Consider the following 20,833-nt stretch of genomic DNA (forward strand, 5'->3'; position numbering starts at 1 on the left):
AGAGGCAAGAGGCAAGAGGCAAGAGGTGTTGATGTTGGGGATTTCTGGGGTGCAGTTGGGGGAGATTGGGGGTCATGGGGAAAAGACCTATCCTTGGGAATGTTGTGGGTTGCTGTTGGGAACGGGTGATGGAGGACAGGCTCGGGTTTTGCAGGTTTGGCCGGCGGCCAATGCTTGGGATGCGTCGACGGCGGAGATGTTTGAGCGGGGTGGGGATGAACCCATTCGGGATTGGCAGACTCAGGAACGTCGCTATACTATCGCTCCAGAGGTGATGCTGGCGGCTCAGAAGACGGCCCGCGATCGCCATTGGCGGATTTTGGGGATTTATCATTCACACCCCAATCATGAGGCGGTTCCTTCAGAGTGCGATCGGCAATGGGCTTGGCCGGAGTATTATTACCTGATTGTGTCTGTGGCGGAGGGTGTGGCTCGGGAGAGTCGCTGCTGGCAATTGGATGAGCAGGGCCAGTTCCAAGAGGTGCCGCTGTCGGTGGAGTCGGGGGAGAATGCTTAACGTTTGGTAACAGGGATGGATCGGGGGCGATCGCAGTCGGTAGAATAATACACTGGACGACATACATTCTCGACATACGTTCTCGACTCTACCAAGTCTTAGACCCATTACCCATGCTCAATCCAAACTTAGAGCAAATTCAACTGACTAATGCTGACTATGAACGCTATTCTCGCCATCTAATCCTGCCAGAAGTGGGTTTGGAAGGGCAGAAGCGTCTGAAGGCGGCGAAGGTTCTCTGTATCGGCACGGGAGGACTGGGTTCTCCGTTATTACTTTATCTGGCGGCGGCGGGCATTGGCACTCTCGGGATTGTGGATTTCGATGTGGTGGACAACTCGAATCTACAACGCCAGGTGATTCATGGAACCTCCTGGGTGGGGAAACCCAAAATTGAATCGGCCAAGACTCGCATTCATGAGATTAACCCCGATTGTCAGGTGAACCTCTATGAGACTCGCCTCTCGTCGGAGAATGCCCTAGAGATTATTGAACCCTACGATATTGTGGTGGATGGCACGGATAACTTCCCCACTCGCTATTTGGTCAATGATGCCTGTGTATTGTTGAATAAACCGAATGTCTATGGCTCGATTTTCCGCTTTGAGGGCCAGGCGACAGTGTTTAACTATGAAGGAGGTCCCAATTATCGGGACTTATATCCTGAACCTCCACCGCCGGGAATGGTCCCGTCTTGTGCTGAAGGGGGAGTTTTGGGGATTCTGCCGGGGATGATTGGGGTGATTCAGGCGACAGAAACGCTCAAGATTATTCTCGGACGCGGTACAACCCTCAATGGACGGCTTTTACTGTATAATTCTCTAGAGATGTCGTTTCGTGAGTTAACGTTACGACCCAATCCGGAACGCCCCAAAATTGAGAAACTCATTGATTATGAGCAATTTTGCGGGATTCCCCAGGCCAAAGCAGAGGAAAATAAACAGAATATGGATCTTCAAGAAATGACCGTCTCGGAACTGAAGAGCCTTATCGATAGTGGTTCCGATGATTTTGTGTTGGTGGATGTTCGCAACCCCAATGAGTACGAAATCGGTAAAATTGATGGTTCTACCTTGGTTCCGTTGCCTGATATCGAGAATGGCGATGGGGTTGAGACGATTAAGTCCATGCTCAAGGGTAAACGTCTTATTGCCCATTGCAAACTGGGGGGCCGCTCGGCTAAGGCACTTTCCATTCTCAAAGAGGCTGGCATTGAGGGAACGAATCTTAAGGGTGGTATTGCTGCCTGGAGTGAGGAAATTGACCCGTCTGTTCCCAAATACTAAGACATTTCAGAGGGAATTCAGAGTTCTGTCTCTTGCTATTCCCCCTAAAGAGCCTTAGATGCCGTTACCCCAGTCTTCCGAGATTGGGGTTTTTTTGGGCCCAAGTTTGTCATGATTTCTGGTTATTCTCGGTCAAACGTCCCTCATCTCGGCAGAATTTCTCAGCCATATTCTCTTTCCTAAGAATTAATACATTTCATGAAGATTTATACATTTGTCGTCTAGGTTACAGATATTTGAAACAATTATTGTGATGGAGATCGCAAATATAAAGCGATCTCCATCACTAATGTAGACGATCCCAATTACTTCATGAGGCGATCGCAATTACCGGCTGACTTGTATGAGATCGCCGCAAACCAACTCAATCTCCGTGAACATAGAGGAAATAGGAAAGTTTCTTAAGATAATGACCAATTCATTTTTGCCTTCACTGCCCACCTTATCTGACTTTTTCTTCCAAGTTTGGGAGAATGGGAAACTCACCAAAGCCGATCGCTTGCAACTGCGGTCGTATCTACTGAGCGATCGCCTCACCGAAGCCGACTACACCCTGCTGAATCGTCTTCTCCACGCCGTGCGTCGGGGCTGGGTTTCTTGCACGGGCGATCGCCGAGATGGGCGGGGAAGTTGCTAAAATAGGGGGTCAGGATGTTGCCTCAGTACAGTCGGTGACCCAATTCCCCAAACAGAAACAGCAAAGGAAAACAGGCGATGTTTAATGCCACCCAGTTACTCATCGACCGTTTTGTCCCCAAACTCCAAGAAAATTACCACCGCACCTATGGCGGGCTAAAGTCCGACTATGCGGAAATTATCGGCTGGGCAGGCGGTATGGCGCTTGAGAATATCGCCAACAGTGATGCTCTCTATCACAATGTGGAGCATACAATCTTTGTCACCCTAGTGGGACAAGATATCTTGCGGGGGCGACATATTCGTGAAGGGGGTGTCTCCTGTGAAGACTGGCTACACTTTACCATCGCCCTTCTCTGTCATGATATCGGCTATGTCAAGGGAGTCTGTCGTAAAGACGACCCCACCCGACGTCTATATTCAACAGGCATTGACGACACTATGGTGTATCTCGTTCCCGGTGCCACAGATGCGGCCCTGACTCCCTATCATGTGGATCGCGGGAAACTCTTTATTGATGAACGTTTTGGGGGTCATCGTCTCATTGATGCCGAACTCATCCGCAGCAGCATGGAACTAACCCGGTTTCCTGTTCCTGCTGGGGAAGATCATCAGGATACCTCGAACTTACCGGGATTGGTGCGAGCGGCGGATCTGATTGGACAACTGAGTGACCCTCGCTATTTACAAAAAATTAGTGCCCTCTTCTATGAATTTGAAGAAACAGGGACGAACAAAGCCCTAGGTTACAAAACCCCTGGGGATTTGCGAAATGGCTATCCCAAGTTTTATTGGCATGGCGTGTACCCTTATATCAAAGATGGTTTGAAATACCTAGAAGTCACCCAGGAAGGGAAACAAATCGTCGCCAACCTCTTTAGTAACGTCTTTCGCGTTGAACATTCAACAATTTGATGTTGACCTGGGCTGAGGGGGTTGCGTCGGCGGTTGCTGGGGCCCTGGGCCCGATGACACCTCTCGTGACGGAGGGGAGATATCCACATCTTGTCACTAGAGCCGATCGACTGTCACACTAGATTTTAGAGAAAGTAGGTGAGGCAGTTGCGAACTGGCGGAGCGTGGCTTTAGCCAGTTTGAGGAAAGTCCGGGCACCCGAAAGACCGAACTTGCTGGGTAACGCCCAGTGCGCGTGAGCGTGAGGAGAGTGCCACAGAAACATACCGCCTTGAACGATGTCACGGCGTGCCGTCTTCAGGGTAAGGGTGCAAAGGTGCGGTAAGAGCGCACCAGCAGTATCGAGAGGTACTGGCTCGGTAAACCCCGAGTGGGTGCAAGGTCGCCGGAACTAAGGTTGGTCTTTTACCAGTTCCGAAGTTGGAGAACCGCTTGAGGCGTTTGGTAACAAACGTCCCAGATAGATAACTGCCCGTCTCGGTGTTTTGGACGCTGAGATAGAACAGAACCCGGCTTACGACTACTTTCTCTATTTTTTTTATTCAATCTGCCTGATTTTTCCCTCACACCTATGGTCGCCCTGCATCCCCGTCGTCAAGACGCCCTCCATCAATTCATGCTTAAGTTGGGGTTGGAGCCAGATTCCCGTCTAAATTGGGATCTCTTGGATACCGCTTTAACCCATCCAACGATATCGCCAACCCGCAACTATGAACGCTTGGAGTTCATTGGGGATGCGGCCATTCGTTTGGCTTCGGCGGAGTTCCTTTGGGAAAGTTACCCCGAGGCGAAAGTGGGAGACTATGCGGCGATTCGTTCGGTGTTGGTGAGCGATCGCACCTTGGCGGATATTGCTGAATCCTATGGCTTTCAACGCTATTTGTTGGTGGGAGGAAGTGCCAGTGGGGATAAGGCGGGGTACCGTTCCCGTTTGGCGGATGCCTTGGAGGCGGTGGCGGCGGCTCTGTATCTGAGTAGTCATGATACGAGTTTAGTGCGCCCTTGGTTGGATAAGCCGTTTCGTCCTCTGGCGGAGGAAGTGCGTCAAGATCCGGCACGGCAAAACTATAAGGCGGCTCTGCAAGAATGGACTCAGGGTCACTATCGGCAACTGCCTACCTATCGTGTGGTGGAACAGGTGACCCGAGAACATAATAGCGATTGCCGGTTTTCGGCAGAGGTGTGGCTCAATGACCGTTGTTTGGGCCGGGGATTGGGGCGATCGATTAAGGCGGCGGAACAGGCGGCGGCCCGAGAGGCCTTTGTGGCGTTGTCTCAGGAGCAACAGTCTCCCAAGTCCCCCGTGTCCCAATCTTGAGTCGTTACGATTTCTTCTAATAGGTTATGACAGGCATTATTATTATCGGCGCGGGTCGTTGGGGCAATCACCTGATTCGCAATATCTTAGAGCATCCCAAAGGGGACTTGCTGGCGGTGGTGGATTGCGATCGCCAACGCTTAGAGGCGGTCAATGAACGGTTTAATCTGGCAGCCGCTGGGGTGAGATTAAGCCAGAATTGGCGGGACACCCAAGATTTACCGGCTCAGGGAGTGATTGTCGCCACCCCCGCCACTGACCATGAAACGACCATCCGTGAGGCTCTGGAACTGGGCTATCATGTCTTGGCGGAGAAACCTCTAACCTTAGAGTCTCAGACGGCGATCGCCCTTTGGGAGTTGGCTCAAAAACAGCAACGACGGCTCAATATTGACCATACTTATCTCTTTAATCCCTGCGTTGAACGGGGGGCTGAGGTGGTGCGTCAGGGCCACCTGGGGGAGTTACGTTATGGCTATGCAGCGCGCACCCATCTGAGTCCGGTTCGCTACGATGTCGATGCCCTGTGGGATTTAGCGATTCACGATATCGCCATTTTTAATCATTGGTTAGGAGAGTTTCCGGTTCAGGTTCAGGGAACCGGCAAAATCTGGCTGCAATCCCAGGGGGTTGGGGCGTCGCAACATCTGTTCCCCGATGGGTTGGCGGATTTGGCCTGGGCGCGGTTAATCTATCCCAGTGGGGTGGAGACGACCATTCATCTCTGTTGGGCCAACCCAGATAAACAACGACGCTTAGCGGTGGTTGGCAGTCAGGGAACCCTGGTGTTTGATGAATTAGCACCCTCTCCCTTGACCCTGATTCATGGGCAACTGACCCAGGATGAGGGGGGGATATGGCAGCCGAGTGCAGTGACCTCAGAAGCCGTGGAAGTGGCACCTGGGGAACCCCTGCGACGGGTGTGCGATCGCTTCTTGGAGGGGATTGAAACCGGTCAAGACTGCGATCGCTCCTCCGGTTGGGTGGGGGCGCAGTTGGTGCGGGTGTTGGAGGGACTGTCTCAGTCCTGTCAAGCGGGGGGTCAGCTCATAAATCTGTCTTAGGGGCCTTGGATTGGGCAGTCCGTCCGCTAAAATTCAAGGCAACTCCGTAAAAGAGCTTTGACGCTTCTAAAACCATGAAATTTCCTCTTGCTTTTCTTCCCCTTGCCCTTGGGACTGTCTTAATGGGAGGTAACGGGGCGATCGCTCAGTCTTACCCCAATGATGCCCATATTTGCACCCCTGGAGCGCGCTTAAACCTACGAGAAAGCCCCGGGGGTCGAGTCTTGACGGTTCTCGACAATCGAACCTCCGTTGAACGAGTTGCCCCACCAGCCGGGAACTGGCAACCGGTCGCAGCGGGGGGTCAGCGGGGTTATGTTTGGTCTGGGTATGTCTGTGATGGGGAAGCCACGGGTGCGGTGGCCCAACGGCCGGCCGGGACCGCCCGCTTCGAACCCGCGATGTGTCCTGATGTCACCTTAGCGCGTAATGTCATCGCTCTCGATGGGTTGAATATCCATCGCTCTAATAATCCCGATAGTGAGATTCTGCGGTTTCTCAGCCGGGGGGCTGCTATTATTCTCGGGAGTACTAACCCCAGTCGCGATGAGGCGGGCCATATCTGGTTACCCGTTGAACAGCCAGCCATGGGCTATATTCGTGTTGGCCGTGACGGAGTCGTTGATAAGATTGGTAACTGTACGCGCTTCTATGACTAAGACTTAAGAGCAACGGTGTCTCAACAACAACGACAACAGTTTCCCGCCCTGGCGAATAAAACCTATCTCAATTATGGCGGTCAGGGGCCCTTATCGCGTCCGGCCCTGGATGCGATCGCTCAGGCTTATGAGTGGGTGCAACAGATCGGCCCCTTTTCCGCCCAGGCTAATGCTTGGGCCCAGGACTGTGCTCGGGAAACCCGGGAGGCGATCGCCCAGGAGTTGGGGGTTACCCCGGACACCATTGCTCTGACGGAGGATGTCACCGTCGGCTGTAATATCGCCCTCTGGGGAATGGATTGGCAGGAGGGCGATCGTCTTCTGATGACCGACTGCGAACATCCTGGGGTGGTGGCGACGGTGAAGGAACTTCAACATCGCTTTGGCATTGAGGTGGATATCTGTCCAGTTCAGGCCACCCTCAACAGCGACAATGCCGTTGAGGTGATAGCTCAGGGGTTAACCCCTAAGACCCGTTTAGTGGTGTTGAGTCATATTCTCTGGAATACAGGACAAGTGTTACCCCTCAAGGAGATTGTCGCCGCCTGTCGTCAAGTGGACACTCAATTTGGCGAGCCAATTCGGGTGTTGGCGGATGCGGCCCAGTCCGTGGGGGTATTACCGCTGGAGTTAGCCGCGTCGGGGGTGGATTATTATGCCTTTACCGGTCATAAATGGCTGTGTGGGCCGGCTGGGGTGGGTGGATTTTACTGTCACCCGGAGGCCATGGCCAGTCTGCGTCCCACATTTATCGGCTGGCGCGGCATTACCATGGATGGCAGCGGTAACCCCACCGGCTGGAAACCCGATGCACAACGCTATGAGATTGCTACATCGGCCTATCCCTTGTATGTGGGATTACGGGAGGCGATCGCGCTTCATCGGGGTTGGGGAACGGCGAAAGAACGCTATCAGCAGATTTGCCGCAATAGTGAGCGACTGTGGCAAGGGTTAGGGGAGATTCCCCAAGTCACGTGTTTACGGACGGCTCCCCCGGAGGCGGGGTTAGTGTCGTTTGTGTTGGAGTCAGGGGAACACAAGGGCCTGGTGCAGTTTTTGCAGGAGCAAGGCGTGATGGTACGGACCCTTCTCGACCCCAGTTGTGTTCGGGCCTGTGTCCATTACTTCAGCGATGAGGGGGAGATTGAGGAGGTATTGCGGCAGATTCGTCGCTTTATCGAGGTCAATTGACGGTAGGGTGCGTCCCGGCATCAATGGATCTTAAACCTTGACCCAAGATTTCCAACTTGCCGGAACGCACCGCTTTCCCAGATTAATGATAGACCAAACGGTAGGGTGCGTCCCGGCATCAATGGATCTTAAACCTTGACCCAAGATTTCCAACTTGCCGGAACGCACCGCCTCGCCGATGGATTGATGGAGGTTTCTGCCGGGGATGATGCGTTGCGGCAAGTTTAGGATTTTTCCGACACCGCAAACCTTCACTGATGCCGCAACACATCCTACCGATTGACCCACCGATTAACCTACTGATTAAACGCCCCAATCAGGAGAATAAATGCCTTGTTGAATAAAGCGATGAACGCTTGACCAGGGCCAATCGGTGGGAGATTGGCACAATTGATGTTTAACCGGATTGATGTGAATGTAATCGCAATAAGCGGCAAATTCTTTTTCATCTCTCACCCGGTGTTCCCAAAACCGCCGCTGCCATAAATTGCGTTCCCGCCGGGCTTCTCGGGATAGATTTTTCCTGGTCTCCAAATCCAATTTATCAGCAATTGAGCGGGTCACGTAGCTTTTCAGTAAACGCATTCGTATTGACAAATCACCATCATTTTCTGGTAACGTCCATAGAGCATGGAAATGGTTAGGTAATAAAACAAAGGCGTCAATTTCAAAAGGACGTTTTCGACGAACCTTTGTGATTGCCTCTCGCAGAGCCAACCGAGCTATATCACGGCACAACCAAGGCAGGTGATCGCAGGTCACCTGTGTTATAAAATACGTGGCCCCGTTCCAAGGTTTCCGCCGATAATTTGCCATGTCATTTCAGTAATGATAGACCAAACGGTAGGGTGCGTCCCAGTATCAATCCATTTTAAACCTTTTCCAGGTTAATCATACAGGCAACGGTAGGGTGCGTCCCGGCATCAATTCATCTTAAACCTTGACCCAAGATTTTCAACTTGCCGGAACGCACCGATTGGCCAGGTTCATGATAGACCAAACGGTAGGGTGCGTCCCGGCATCAATTCATCTTAAACCTTGACCCAAAATTTTCAACTTGCCGGAACGCACCGATTGCCGCCGGGGATGATGCGTTGCGGCAAGTTTATGATTTTTCTGACACCGCCAACCTTCACTGATGCCGCAACACATCCTACCGTTATTGCACCGATGGCCCGGGTTAATCATACAGGCAACGGTAGGGTGCGTCCCGGCATCAATTCATCTTAAACCTTGACCCAAGATTTTCAACTTGCCGGAACGCACCGATTGCCGCCGGGGATGATGCGTTGCGGCAAGTTTATGATTTTTCTGACACCGCCAACCTTCACTGATGCCGCAACACATCCTACCGTTATTGCACCGATGGCCCGGGTTAATCATACAGGCAACGGTAGGGTGCGTCCCGGCATCAATTCATCTTAAACCTTGACCCAAGATTTTCAACTTGCCGGAACGCACCGATTGCCGCCGGGGATGATGCGTTGCGGCAAGTTTATGATTTTTCTGACACCGCCAACCTTCACTGATGCCGCAACACATCCTACCGTTATTGCACCGATGGCCCGGGTTAATCATACAGGCAACGGTAGGGTGCGTCCCGGCATCAATTCATCTTAAACCTTGACCCAAGATTTTCAACTTGCCGGAACGCACCGATTGCCGCCGGGGATGATGCGTTGCGGCAAGTTTAGGATTTTTCTGACACCGCCAACCTTCACTGATGCCGCAACACATCCTACCGTTCAAGCACCGATGAATTGATTGGCGTTGCTTTTCCCCGGTTAATCATACAGCCGGGGATGATGCGTTGCGGCAAGTTTAGGATTTTTCTGACACAGCTAACCTTCACTGATGCCGCAACACATCCTACCGTTCGAGGTGGTACTAAAAACCCCCCAGTCTCATCCAGAAACTGGGGGGTCAAACTTGAGCCGAAACCTATCTATAGAGTCGGCACAACTTGTTCCTTCTCAGGAACATGGGTGTATTCCGCCACAATCTGCCGGAACTCTTCCCCATCGATGGTTTCTTTCTCCACCAACAAGTCCACCAGACGATCCATCACCGCCCGATTGTTACGAATCAGGCTGCACGCCTCCTCATAACACTGTTCCACGATCGCCCGCACCTGAGCGTCAATCCGAGAGGCGATATCCTCGGAATACTCGGAACGAGTCATCAAATCACGACCTAAGAACACCTCAGAGGACTGACTCTCCAAAGACATGGGACCGAGATCCGACATCCCAAAGCGAGTCACCATCTGACGAGCCATATTCGTCACCTGTTGCAAGTCATTTCCAGCCCCAGTGGTCACTTCCGCGTCACCGAAAATCACATCCTCGGCAGCACGTCCTCCCAAGGCCCCAGCAATACGAGCGCGAATCTGAGACCGGGAAATCAAGGTTTGGTCTTCCGAGGGGACAAACCAGGTCAGACCTCGGGCCTGGCCACGGGGAACTAGGGTGACTTTTTGCACGGGGTCATGGTCTTTAACCAAGGTCCCCACGATCGCATGGCCCACCTCATGATAGGCAATCAATCGCTTACTCTTACTATCGACTAGAGGCGTTCCTTCCATCCCGGCCACAACCCGGTCCACCGCATCGTCAATCTCAGCCATGGTGATGGCCTCCTTGCGACGACGGGCCGTGAGAATCGCCGCTTCGTTGAGGAGGTTGGCTAGGTCAGCCCCCGTGAAACCGGGAGTCCGACGGGCGATCGCCTCCAAGGACACGGAAGGATCTAACTTCTTATTGCGAGCATGAACATCGAGAATCGAGAGACGGCCGCGAATATCGGGAGCATCGACGGTCACCTGACGGTCGAAACGACCGGGACGCAATAGGGCTGAATCCAGGACATCGGGGCGGTTGGTTGCCGCAATAATAATAATTCCTGTATTCCCCTCGAACCCATCCATTTCCGTCAGGAGTTGGTTCAAGGTTTGTTCCCGTTCATCATTACCGCCACCGATGCCAGCACCCCGTTGACGACCGACGGCGTCAATCTCATCGATGAAGATGATACAAGGGGCATTTTCTTTGGCTTTCTTGAAGAGATCGCGCACCCGAGAGGCACCGACCCCGACGAACATCTCCACAAATTCTGAACCGGAGATACTGAAGAAAGGCACACCCGCTTCACCGGCGATCGCCTTGGCCATGAGAGTTTTACCCGTCCCCGGAGGGCCAACCAACAGCACCCCTTTAGGAATCCGCGCACCGACAGCGGTGAAGCGTTCGGGTTTCTTGAGGAAGGTCACAACTTCTTGGAGTTCCTCTTTGGCTTCATCCACACCGGCCACATCATCAAAGAGAACGCCGGTTTTGGCTTCCATTTGGAACCGAGCCTTAGATTTCCCGAAGTTCATCGCCTGTCCGGGACCCCCGGGAGCATTACTGGAACGACGGAAGAGGAAGAACAAGCCAGCAATCAGCAGAATCGGGAAAATGAGATTCCCTAACACACCCCAGATGGCTCCATCATTCCGGGGAGGATGGGTATCCAAGCTCACATTGGCTTCCCGTAGACGGGCAATCAGTTGAGAATCGTTGGCGGGAAGGTCAACCCGTAACCGTTGAATCCGGTTATCGAGGTCAAGGTCCCGAGCTTCTACAATGGCTGTCCGACCTCCTTCATAGAGGTCCACACTGGTCACCCGGCCGGCATCGAGGTAGTCGAGGAAGCGACCATAGCTCATGCGGGTTGTGGCAGCATTACCACCACTGGTCACGGCTGAGGACGCGAAGGCCCCCTGCCAAAGAAAGAAACCAATGACCAATAATGGCATAGCCCAGAGCAGGGCAACTCTCCAAGAAAATTTCATAATCAGTTATCTCCGATTGCGGCAACGATTATTTTTAGATGCGTTTTCATTTCATAATCTTAACTAAATGTAACATAACTTTGGGGAAAGGGGGAAGAGCAGGCAAGAGGCAAGAGGGTTACCACAGAGGCACAGAGGACACAGAGGAAGAGGAGGGGAGAGGAAGGGGGAAGAGGGAAGAGGCAAGAGAATGGGTAATTATAGTCATATCAATCGGGACTTTTTTTACCCCAAAAGGACTACTCTTAAGGCCTTTTTGCCGTTTTAATAGTCCTTTTTTAAGTGTCTGTCATAGAAAACGGAGCCAGGGTGTAAGACTCCTGACTCCGTATCTGGCAAACCTTGAGTTGAGGCTTGGATTTAGACTTCTACCGCGACCTTAGAATCTTTGGAGGTGAGACGCTCGTAGGTCTCGCGCATCTTCAGACCGGACAGAAGCTGGAATAGACCGGTTCCATCGTTGGCACCTGGGTACTCCTTGTGTTCGAGGAGTAGGTGGGCCAGTTCGCCGTAGTATTTCGTCGAGGTGTTGCTGAGATGACCTTCGACGTAAATCATTTCTTCGAGGTTGTCGAAGCGTCCATCGACTTCTAAGACGGACACGTCATGTCCATAATAGGTGTCGGGACCGTAGAACAGGCGCATTCCAGGATAGGAACAGGTCAACTTACGACCGCAGGGGGTCCAGTTAATGGTGGAGCCTTCATCGAATAGATAGGCCGGTTCGAGATGGTCAACATCATTGCGTTGAATGAGGCGCACCCGGAGAACTTTACGTTCTTTGTCATCTTTGATGAGATTCGTCGGTAGAATCTGAATCACGATGTCCGCGTACTGTTTCTGCGGGTCGATGTATTGTTCAAAGTCAGGCCGACGAGACTCAATCGAGGCCAGAACGTCTTCGTAGGTGTGACCCCGCTCCGCCATGTCCCGCTGAATCTTCCAGGCGATTTTCACCTCGTCACTGATATCGAGGTAGATGCTAAAGTCCAGCAAGCCACGAACTCGCTCGTCATACATCGGGTGCAATCCTTCGATGACGATGATTTTATTGGGGTTGATTCGTTCAGGAGGATCGAGTTCTCCCGTTTCGTGATTGTAAATGGGTTTGTCAATGGGGTTGCCTTCTTTCAAAGACTTGATCTGCTCATACATCAGATCAAAGTTGTTGGCTTTAGGATCTAGTGCTGTGACCCCGGCAGCTTTGCGTCCTTTACGGTCTAAGCTGTGATAGTCGTCGAGACAAATGACGGTCAACTTTTCTTTACCGAATAAATCGGAGAGTCGGCGCAAAAACGTAGATTTCCCACAACCTGAATCTCCCGCGACACCAATAAGAACCACGCGATCTGGCTTCATGCTCATAAGTTTCCTCTATCGACACATGTGACGTACTCCCGGCGCTGACCGTTTAGGCGTTGCAGCACAGGCTTTTTCTCCCAGGACGGGATTTGCTTTTTTATAGTGAGGCGACCCCTCGGATATGATTGGGGATCATACCCTCGCCCAACCCCACTGTGTTTGACAAGTCTACCCGAGTTGACATCTCTTGGCATTTTGGTCCCACATTGAGGCGCGATCTCTCCCAACGCTCACCGGTTCGGTAGAACACGGGACTGCCGCGCCAACGCAAAAGGTTGGTTAAGTGCCAGCGATCGCATCAACGATTCGATCGCCAATGACAACCGAGACATCCTGCTTCCCTTGCCGAAGCTGACCGAAACTAAGTTTCTCTTGGTCTAACTCAGCGTCCACAGGTCTAACCCAGTCTTCCACAGGGTTGTCCAAGTTCTCAACAGACGCCTGGCTGTCGTGACTTCGAGTTGATGTGACAACTCGATCAGCAGTCTACCATAAGTCTAGGCTCACAATTGATCTGGCTGGGCCGCGAAAATCGTTACCCACAAGACCCTTGAAGACTCTCCTTAAAGCGGCAGACAACTTGACAGAGCATCCGATTGCCTGTGGGGAAGAACCTGTATTTGTCTTTTAAGTATTTACTACTACTTGTGAGATAAATTTTAGCAAAGGGGGAGGGCCGCTACAAGTCTACGGGGATTTTTCTGATCCTGGGTTTGTTCAACCTCGATGTCTAAGCAACAAAACTTTGAAGGCCCTGACTCGCTCTTATGCTACTGTCGTTGTTTGAGGGGGTCAAAAAACGCACCCACTCCGGTACGCTAGTGACATGGGTGGGCTGCCAGATGGCGCTTTTCCCTCACCGACTTTTCATCTATGTCTGACCTTCCTTTTACTCTGGATCAGCTACGCATCCTCAAGGCGATCGCCTCGGAGGGTAGCTTTAAGCGGGCCGCTGACAGTCTGTATGTTTCCCAGCCAGCGGTGAGCCTTCAGGTTCAAAATTTAGAACGACAGTTGGATGTCCCTCTGTTCGATCGCGGCGGACGACGGGCCCAGTTGACTGAGGCGGGTCATTTACTGCTCAGTTATGGGGAGAAGGTTCTGACGCTATGTCAGGAAACCTGTCGAGCCATTGAAGATCTGCAAAATTTACAGGGGGGAACTCTAATTGTCGGGGCCTCCCAAACGACGGGAACCTATCTCCTCCCCCGCACCATTGGCGCCTTCCGGCAACGCTACCCAGATGTGGCGGTGCAACTCCATGTCCATTCTACTCGCCGCACCTCTTGGAGTGTGGCCAATGGCCAGGTGGATTTGGCGATCGTCGGTGGTGAGGTTCCCACGGATTTACAAGATTCTCTGGAAATCCTCCCCTATGCTGAGGATGAACTGGCTCTGATTCTGCCAGTGTCTCACCCCCTCTCTAAATTGCCGTCGGTTCATAAGGAGGAGTTGTATAATCTACAGTTCATCGCGCTGGACTCTCAATCGACGATTCGCAAGGTCATCGATCGCGTTTTGGGCCGCTGTGATATCGATACGCGCCGCTTAACCCTAGAGATGGAACTGAATTCCATTGAGGCGATTAAAAATGCGGTGCAGTCGGGTCTCGGTGCGGCCTTTGTCTCAGTATCGGCGATCGAGAAGGAGTTGGAGATGGGGGTCTTACACCGAGCGACCCTTGAGGAGGTTGTGGTGAAACGGACGCTCAATCTCATCTATAATCCCAATCGCTATCGCTCCAAGGCTGCTGAGGCCTTTATTACCGAGATTCTACCGTTGTTCTCGAATCAGGAGCTTGACCCCAAACTTCTCGAACCCATCCCCCGTGTCAAGGCCAATAGCAAGGGAAAAGACCCCCCAGCGGCGGAAACTCCAGAGATGGATGTCAAGTCCGTGGCAGAATCCCTGGCCGATTCCGGCGATTCGGGTTGATTCGTCTCAGGTCTAGTTTGGATGAAGCTGGACTGCCTCAGGAATTGCTGCAAAAAAGACAGAATAAAAAGTACAACAGCGAATCTTCGTGGTGAGACACCAAAACGAATTTACACGCTTAAACTGTCCGTTCTCAATTGTCTATTACTAGGCTAGTATTCTTTCTTATGTTGACGATCGCACTGCCGAAAGGCGCACTTTTAAAAGACAGTATTCGTTCCCTGAAGGCTGTTGGTCTAGATTTTAGTGGTTTCCTAGACTCAAACAATCGCCAACTTCAGATGTTGGATGAGAGTGGAAGGGCCCGAGGGTTACTGGTACGGGCCTTAGATGTCCCGGTTTATGTGGAATATGGCCAGGCGCAACTGGGAATCGTGGGTTACGATGTCTTGCGGGAAAAACATCCCAATGTGGCCCAAGTGGCTGATTTAGGGTTTGGCGGTTGTCGTCTCTCGGTGGCGGTGAAGGCGTCGAGTCCCTATCGCAGTCCCTTGGATTTACCGATTCATGGTCGGGTGGCCTCGAAGTTTGTCACCTGTGCGCGGGACTATTTCCGCAGTTTGGATTTACCGGTGGAAATTGTCCCCCTCTATGGTTCGGTGGAACTCGGGCCCATTACCGGAATGTCCGAGGCGATTGTGGATTTGGTCTCTACAGGACGCACGTTGAAGGAGAATGGTCTGATTGAAATTGAGGTCTTGTTTGAGAGTACGGCCCGCTTGGTGGCCCATCCCTTGAGTTATCGCCTCAATCATGATGGTTTAGAGGAGATTGTCGACCGGTTGCGATCGCGCTGTAACCCAGTAGGAGTGAGTTAATCCAGATTTTGGCTGGTCAATCTAGCCGAGGGGCCAGGATGAATCTCCCCTGACCGCCATGTTTCGGTCTAAGATGGGAGAAATCCGCATTGGGACTGGTGAGCCATGAAGCTGATTCGAGCTATTTTGGGAATTTTTGCTTACGGTGGTGCAGCATTTTTTCTCCTCGTTGCGATCGTTGTGCTGTTTGATAGCGAGGGAGCCTTACTAGAGAATGTTTTAGCCTTTCTCTTCTGCCTAGGATTTACCGCTGGCTTTGCTAAGTTGGGACAGTGGATGATGCAACATCCTCCTCTTTTGGGGGCTAAGGGTCAAAAATCTATTAAGGCTAAGGCGTCCACCGAGGCGGAACGGTTACAAAAGGTGTTTTATGAGGTGGTTCAGAGTAACCAGGGGTCTGTCACGGTCATGCAGTTTGCGATCGCCTCAGGTCTGTCAGGAGACGCAGCGAAAACTTACCTAGACCAGCAAGCCAAACAATTTGAAGCCACGTTCCAGGTCAGCGATACTGGCACAATTTACTATCAGTTTCCCCTCTAGCAAATATCGACTGAGCGAGATGACCCACGGGGAGTTTCCCTGGAAAAAAGCGCGTCGAGGCTTACCTCCTGAAGCCGCATCAACGGAGCCAATTCAACATCAGGATATGAAAGAATTGGGGTTACAAAAACTCGATTTAATTGAACGAGATAACCCAATTTATGAAGGAGTTATATCCGAGATTTTGAGTCAGGGGTTAGCCGAGAACTCGTCAAATCGAATTGCTCAAGGAGGGGTGCATGACTGGCTCAAAACCCTTCTCCAGTGCAGAGTTGCACCAATCCCCCATTTAAGCTTCCCCTCCAACCACAACATTATTAATCCGCAAACTCGGACCCCCACAGCCAACGGGTAGGCCATTCTGGCCTCCCTTGCCACAGCCGCCAGACTCATCCCAGTAGAAATCATCGCCAATCGCCTCAATATCCGCCAGGGTTTGAAACACATTCCCCGATAAGGTGACATCTCGCACCTTCTCCCCTAACTCCCCATTGCGAATCATCCAAGCTTCCCCAGCACTAAAGGTAAACATCTCTCCATTAGTCATTCCCCCCAGCCAATTTCGAGCATAAACTCCCTCCTCAATCCCAGCACAGAGTTGGTCAACAGGGGTGGTTCCGCGACCAATCCAGGTGTTGGTCATGCGGACAATGGGAGAGTGCTGATAGTCCAAACAGCGGGCATTTCCCGTCGCCGCTTCTCCTAGGCGTCCTGCGGTTTCCCGAGAATGGAGTCGTCCCACTAATACCCCATTTTCAATCAGTTGGGTGGTGGTGGCGGGGGTGGCTTCGTCGTCGTAACAATAACTGCCACGATGACCCTGAGGGGCCGCACCGTCAAAAATCTGTAAGTCCTCGCCGCCAAATCGTCGTCCCAGGGTCATGACTTCGAGTAAGTCCGGGTTCTCATAGGCCATGTCCGCTTCGGAAAGATGGCCAAAGGCTTCATGGACGAATAAACCGCTGAGAATTGGGTCAATTACGACGGGATAGGTTCCCCCCCGTACACCCGGTAATTCTAAGGCTTCTACCGCCCGTTCTGCGGCGCTTTTGACCTGTTTGTCGAGGTCGGTCATGTCCTCATACCCTCGACGAGAGCCACTGGTTTCACGACCGGTTTGGACGGTTTCGCCGTCGCGGGCCGTGGCGGCGAAACGCATTTCTAGGTCAATCCAGGATTGGTCGATGAATGACCCTTCGGAGGTGGCAATGAGGAGCCGTTTGGCACAGTCGCTATAGCGGACGGAGGTGGTGGCGATGCGGGGACTGATGCTTAACAGTTCCTCGATATAGCGATCGCAAAGGTCTTTTTTCTGTTTCAGGTCAATCTCGCGGGGGTTGGTTCCGGTGAGGGGCAATTGACAGATATCGGTGAGGATAGGAATGGGGGCCAGTTCGGTCTGTTCACAGCCGACGAGACGGGCCGCCGTGACCGCTTCCTCGACGCGATCGCCCAATTGGGAGAGTCGGTTAAAACTGGAAAAGCCCCAACCTCCCTTATAACAGGCCCGCACTTGCCCCCCCAAGCTGACATCTTCGCTGAGGGTTTCGATGTGATGGTCGGCGTGGGGGGTCTTCTGAATCCCCCGCAGGAAAATATCAGTCCCCTCGGAGGCTTCTAAGCGGATGGCGAGGTAATCCACGCGATGTTGATAGCGTTTGAGGGTATCGCTGATTTGATTTTGCAGGTCGGCTAGAGGGTTCGCCATACTAGGAAAGGTTTGTCGTCGGGTCACTGGGGGAGGTGGGGCCGGGGGGTGGCAACTCTTGCAAAATCCGGAACCGTACATGGTTGATGGCTAGGTCTCCCATGGACACTTCGGTTTTGGGCAGTCGCTTGCCGTCTTTCATGAGACTTTCAAATTTTGCCCCTTTGACTAATTCTAAGTGATACCAGGCTAAGCCCATAAAGAAGCGTAGGGGGTGGGGGCCGCGATCGCCCATACCATCGGGGTTAGACTCCATCGGAATCCAGCCATAGCCAGGGACAAAGAACTCCAGCCAGACATGGTTAAAGTCCGGCTGCATGGGGACTTCCCGTAGTTCTGCTTGGGCGGGGCATTTATAGCGGCCCACAGTCCGACAGGCAATGCCATTGAGACGCAATAGGGCCAGGAGAATCCCCACATATTCCCCACAAGACCCCATGCCCCGTTTTAGGGCCACATCGGGGGTATCAATATGGGGTTTGATGCCATATTCGAGGCGGTCATAGACATAATCACGGATACTCAACACTTGCCGCAAGAGATTCGTTTCACTACCGACGGCGTTACGGGCGGCCCGTTGGACGGTATCGGTGTCCATGGCTAAGTTGTCATTATCGACGAGATAGCGTTCGGGATAGTCGGGGGGTAACTCGGGCAACTCGCTGACATCGCCGGGTTTGAGGTTATATTTGATTCCCCGCACATCGAGGATGGCTTTCCAGCCGAAAATCCGGGCTTCAAAGGGTTTGAGATGGTCGAACTTGAAGACGGCCATGGGTTGTTCTTGGATAACCCGCGTTTCAAAGGGGAGGCCGATGGCTTCGATACCGTGAACCCTCTGACGGGGGGTATCGACGGGAAGGGCGATGTGCCATTCAAAGTCTTTGAGTTCCACCGCATCGAGGGGGGAGAGTTCCTCGGTGTAGGTCATTTCGATGCGGTAGCCGTTGGAGAGGGTGTAATGGTTCTCGGCGTTGTGATAGACGTGGAGGGGATGGATGAAGGTGCGATCGCGGAAGGTAAGTTGATAGGGGTTGGCGGCGTTGGGGTCGTCCCGGATATAGGGTTCTTCGTAGGCGTAGGCGACGTAGAGGAGGTCTTCTTCCTGGTTAGGATGGGGATAGAAGGCTAGGGCGGTGGGGGAGGAAAAGGGGGTGAGAACGCTAAAGTGCATAGACCCGGTACCACGGTCCATACAGTATACGGTTTGCTCGACGGTATCGGTGACCCAGAGTTCTTCGCCACGAACGGCGAGGTTTTCAACTCCCACTCCTGGGGCGTAAAAGCTGGTAATTTCTTTTTGACTGTCTCGGGAGAAGACGTAAATTAGGGCTTCTTTCTGACAACTGACGTAAATGGCTCCCCCTTGAACGGCGACGCCTTGTAGGGCGTAGGGGAGGGTGATGAAGCGTTGGGCAATGAAGTCGTCGAGGTTACAGAAGTAGATGCTATCGCCTCGGGTAAACCAGAGGGTGTTCTCACAAATGGTCATCCCCCCCACGCCGATGAAGTCGGCGGCGTTATGGGGGTTTAAGACGCGGGTATCGTCGGTGTCTGGGTTGACGGCGATGATATAGCCCCGAACGGCATCCACGGCGATAAGTTCGGGCTGTGTTGAGCCGGTGTCTGGGTTGGCCGGCAGCACTGTGAGTCCGTGAAGGGCATAAACTCCATGGGGTCTGAGGGTATGTCGTTCGAGAGGCTGAGTCATGGCAGAAGGGGGACAAAGGGTAACGGGCAAGGGGTCACCGGCAGATGACTGTTGAGGCTGGGGTGGGTCGGGTTCTGGGTGACGTTTTACGGTAACACTGTCCGCTTTTGGGGAACTGATTGTTAGACTACCATTCCTCGGGGATGGGACGGCTAGGGGGGCTAGTGAGCGGCGGCGGCTTGACTGGTTTTGGCGAGGTAGATGCCGCTAAAGACGATGATAAAGGCAATTCCGGTGATTAGGTTCAGGGCTTCGTTGAAGATACACCAGGCGAGCAGGGCACTCACCATGGGTTCGAGGAGGAGGAAGAGGGAGACGAAGCTTGAGGAGAGTTTGTCCATACTCTGGGCCAGCAGTCGTTGGCCGAGTCCTTCGCTGATGAGGGCGAGTCCTAGGACGGCGAGCCAGGTGGTTAGACTCTGGGGAAAGAGTTGTCCTTCGAGGAAAATGACGAGGGGGAGGAGGAGGAGGCTGCCGATACTGCAACGCCACAGCAGTATGGTGGTGGCACTGAAGCGCGATCGCAGTTGTTCGACGATGAGAAAGTAGATGCCGAGGAAGACGGCGGAGAGGAGGGCGTAACTATCGCCGAGGAGGGTTCCTTCGGCTCCGTTTAGGTCTTCTAAGCCGAGGGCGATCGCGCCCATTAGGGCAATGGTCATGCCGATTAGGAATCGCTTGTCAAATTTTTTGCCGAACCAGAGCCAACTTCCTAAACTGGTGAAGATTGGAGTTAGATTATTGAGCAACATACTTTTAGCAACGGTTGTATATTGCAAGGAAATTGCCCACAGGACTAATGAGGTAATGGCGATGGCTCCGACGCCAATTAGGAGGAGCCATTGTCGGCGGGTTATTGCTTGAACTTCCTCTATAGGCTGGGTTGGGGAGATTCGGCTCTGGCAGAAGCGACCGAAACCGAAGATGATAAAAAAGAAGAATAAACGGTTAAAAACTGTGGCATTAGCTCCCAATTCGAGTTCGCTAAATTTGATGAAAATGGGGGCAAAGGAGACGGAAATTAAGGCGATACAGAGGCTGATTAGGGCCTGGCGATCGCCCTGTTTGACTTCTTTGGTTAAGTCGGCGATCGCTCCCTGGGAGATGTCTGCGGAACTCGACATTAGACTGGGTTACTTGATGACTGAACTCTGACTTGGTGGGCGATCGCTCTCCCGCTCTGGGATGAGAATCCTAACCCACCGCTCCTGAGGTGTTTTACCTCCAGAGTCTTTGTATCTTTACAACTTCTGAGCCGGTCTGACAGTCTAACTCAATACAAAATTAAGGAATTTTATGGGAGTTTAGGGCTTGTTGATGTAAACATCAACTTTTTGAGGA

The 20,833-nt window shown here is 52.5% G+C and carries 17 protein-coding genes and 1 other RNA gene; 12 read left to right on the forward strand and 6 right to left on the reverse strand.

The window, feature by feature from the left end:
* Positions 1 to 31: 31 nt before the first annotated feature.
* The 9 genes from NEA10_RS09050 (at position 32) to NEA10_RS09090 (ending at position 7,586) form a co-directional block, all read left to right on the forward strand.
* On the forward strand, positions 32 to 517 hold the full coding sequence (locus tag NEA10_RS09050; protein WP_252665018.1) for a M67 family metallopeptidase: 486 nt from the start codon (positions 32 to 34) through the stop codon (positions 515 to 517).
* Between the two features lie 113 nt (positions 518 to 630).
* On the forward strand, positions 631 to 1,803 hold the full coding sequence (gene moeB, locus NEA10_RS09055) for a molybdopterin-synthase adenylyltransferase MoeB (RefSeq protein ID WP_252665019.1): 1,173 nt from the start codon (positions 631 to 633) through the stop codon (positions 1,801 to 1,803).
* Between the two features lie 409 nt (positions 1,804 to 2,212).
* Positions 2,213 to 2,440, forward strand: a complete 228-nt coding sequence (locus tag NEA10_RS09060) for a hypothetical protein (protein WP_252665020.1) — start codon at positions 2,213 to 2,215, stop codon at positions 2,438 to 2,440.
* Between the two features lie 77 nt (positions 2,441 to 2,517).
* The gene (locus NEA10_RS09065) at positions 2,518 to 3,354 is read left to right on the forward strand and encodes an Npun_R2479 family HD domain-containing metalloprotein (RefSeq protein WP_252665021.1); all 837 of its coding nucleotides are present in this window, start codon (positions 2,518 to 2,520) and stop codon (positions 3,352 to 3,354) included.
* Between the two features lie 131 nt (positions 3,355 to 3,485).
* Positions 3,486 to 3,885, forward strand: an RNA gene (gene rnpB, locus NEA10_RS09070) — RNase P RNA component class A.
* A 40-nt stretch (positions 3,886 to 3,925) separates the two neighbouring features.
* Positions 3,926 to 4,672, forward strand: coding sequence for a ribonuclease III (gene rnc / locus NEA10_RS09075; RefSeq protein WP_252665022.1), 747 nt, complete (start codon positions 3,926 to 3,928; stop codon positions 4,670 to 4,672).
* Positions 4,673 to 4,698: 26 nt separating this feature from the next.
* Entirely contained in the window at positions 4,699 to 5,736 is a 1,038-nt protein-coding gene (locus tag NEA10_RS09080; RefSeq protein WP_252665023.1) for a Gfo/Idh/MocA family protein, read from the forward strand.
* A gap of 74 nt (positions 5,737 to 5,810) precedes the next feature.
* Positions 5,811 to 6,395, forward strand: coding sequence for an SH3 domain-containing protein (locus NEA10_RS09085; protein WP_252665024.1), 585 nt, complete (start codon positions 5,811 to 5,813; stop codon positions 6,393 to 6,395).
* A 15-nt stretch (positions 6,396 to 6,410) separates the two neighbouring features.
* Positions 6,411 to 7,586 carry an aminotransferase class V-fold PLP-dependent enzyme gene (locus NEA10_RS09090; RefSeq protein WP_252665025.1) on the forward strand — a complete coding sequence of 392 codons (1,176 nt, stop codon included), beginning with the start codon at positions 6,411 to 6,413 and terminating at the stop codon, positions 7,584 to 7,586.
* A 303-nt stretch (positions 7,587 to 7,889) separates the two neighbouring features.
* Here NEA10_RS09090 and NEA10_RS09095 read toward each other — a convergent pair whose 3' ends face one another.
* From NEA10_RS09095 to NEA10_RS09105, 3 genes are all read right to left on the reverse strand, one after another.
* Positions 7,890 to 8,402, reverse strand: coding sequence for an REP-associated tyrosine transposase (locus tag NEA10_RS09095; RefSeq protein WP_252665026.1), 513 nt, complete (start codon positions 8,400 to 8,402; stop codon positions 7,890 to 7,892).
* Between the two features lie 1,129 nt (positions 8,403 to 9,531).
* A complete protein-coding gene (ftsH2, locus tag NEA10_RS09100; protein WP_252665027.1) occupies positions 9,532 to 11,418 on the reverse strand; it encodes an ATP-dependent zinc metalloprotease FtsH2 in 1,887 nt (628 codons plus the stop codon).
* A gap of 360 nt (positions 11,419 to 11,778) precedes the next feature.
* Positions 11,779 to 12,783, reverse strand: a complete 1,005-nt coding sequence (locus NEA10_RS09105) for a phosphoribulokinase (protein ID WP_252665028.1) — start codon at positions 12,781 to 12,783, stop codon at positions 11,779 to 11,781.
* 870 nt (positions 12,784 to 13,653) lie between these two features.
* On the opposite strand from NEA10_RS09105, the gene NEA10_RS09110 reads away from it, so the two are divergent.
* From NEA10_RS09110 to NEA10_RS09120, 3 genes are all read left to right on the forward strand, one after another.
* Complete coding sequence (locus NEA10_RS09110) at positions 13,654 to 14,715, forward strand: LysR family transcriptional regulator (protein WP_252665029.1); 1,062 nt, start codon at positions 13,654 to 13,656, stop codon at positions 14,713 to 14,715.
* A 167-nt stretch (positions 14,716 to 14,882) separates the two neighbouring features.
* Positions 14,883 to 15,533 (forward strand): ATP phosphoribosyltransferase, encoded by a 651-nt coding sequence (gene hisG / locus NEA10_RS09115; RefSeq protein WP_252665030.1) that lies wholly within the window; start codon positions 14,883 to 14,885, stop codon positions 15,531 to 15,533.
* 105 nt (positions 15,534 to 15,638) lie between these two features.
* The gene (locus tag NEA10_RS09120; protein ID WP_252665031.1) at positions 15,639 to 16,073 is read left to right on the forward strand and encodes a hypothetical protein; all 435 of its coding nucleotides are present in this window, start codon (positions 15,639 to 15,641) and stop codon (positions 16,071 to 16,073) included.
* A gap of 289 nt (positions 16,074 to 16,362) precedes the next feature.
* On the opposite strand, the gene NEA10_RS09125 is transcribed toward NEA10_RS09120, so the two are convergent.
* The 3 genes from NEA10_RS09125 to NEA10_RS09135 all read right to left on the reverse strand — a co-directional run bounded on the left by NEA10_RS09125 (position 16,363) and on the right by NEA10_RS09135 (position 20,616).
* Positions 16,363 to 17,781 (reverse strand): TldD/PmbA family protein, encoded by a 1,419-nt coding sequence (locus tag NEA10_RS09125; protein WP_252665032.1) that lies wholly within the window; start codon positions 17,779 to 17,781, stop codon positions 16,363 to 16,365.
* Position 17,782: 1 nt separating this feature from the next.
* Entirely contained in the window at positions 17,783 to 19,492 is a 1,710-nt protein-coding gene (locus NEA10_RS09130) for a transglutaminase domain-containing protein (protein WP_252665033.1), read from the reverse strand.
* A gap of 161 nt (positions 19,493 to 19,653) precedes the next feature.
* Entirely contained in the window at positions 19,654 to 20,616 is a 963-nt protein-coding gene (locus NEA10_RS09135; RefSeq protein ID WP_252665034.1) for a DMT family transporter, read from the reverse strand.
* Between the last annotated feature and the right edge of the window lie 217 nt (positions 20,617 to 20,833).

Source organism: Phormidium yuhuli AB48, assembly GCF_023983615.1.
Classification (GTDB): domain Bacteria; phylum Cyanobacteriota; class Cyanobacteriia; order Cyanobacteriales; family Geitlerinemataceae; genus Sodalinema; species Sodalinema yuhuli.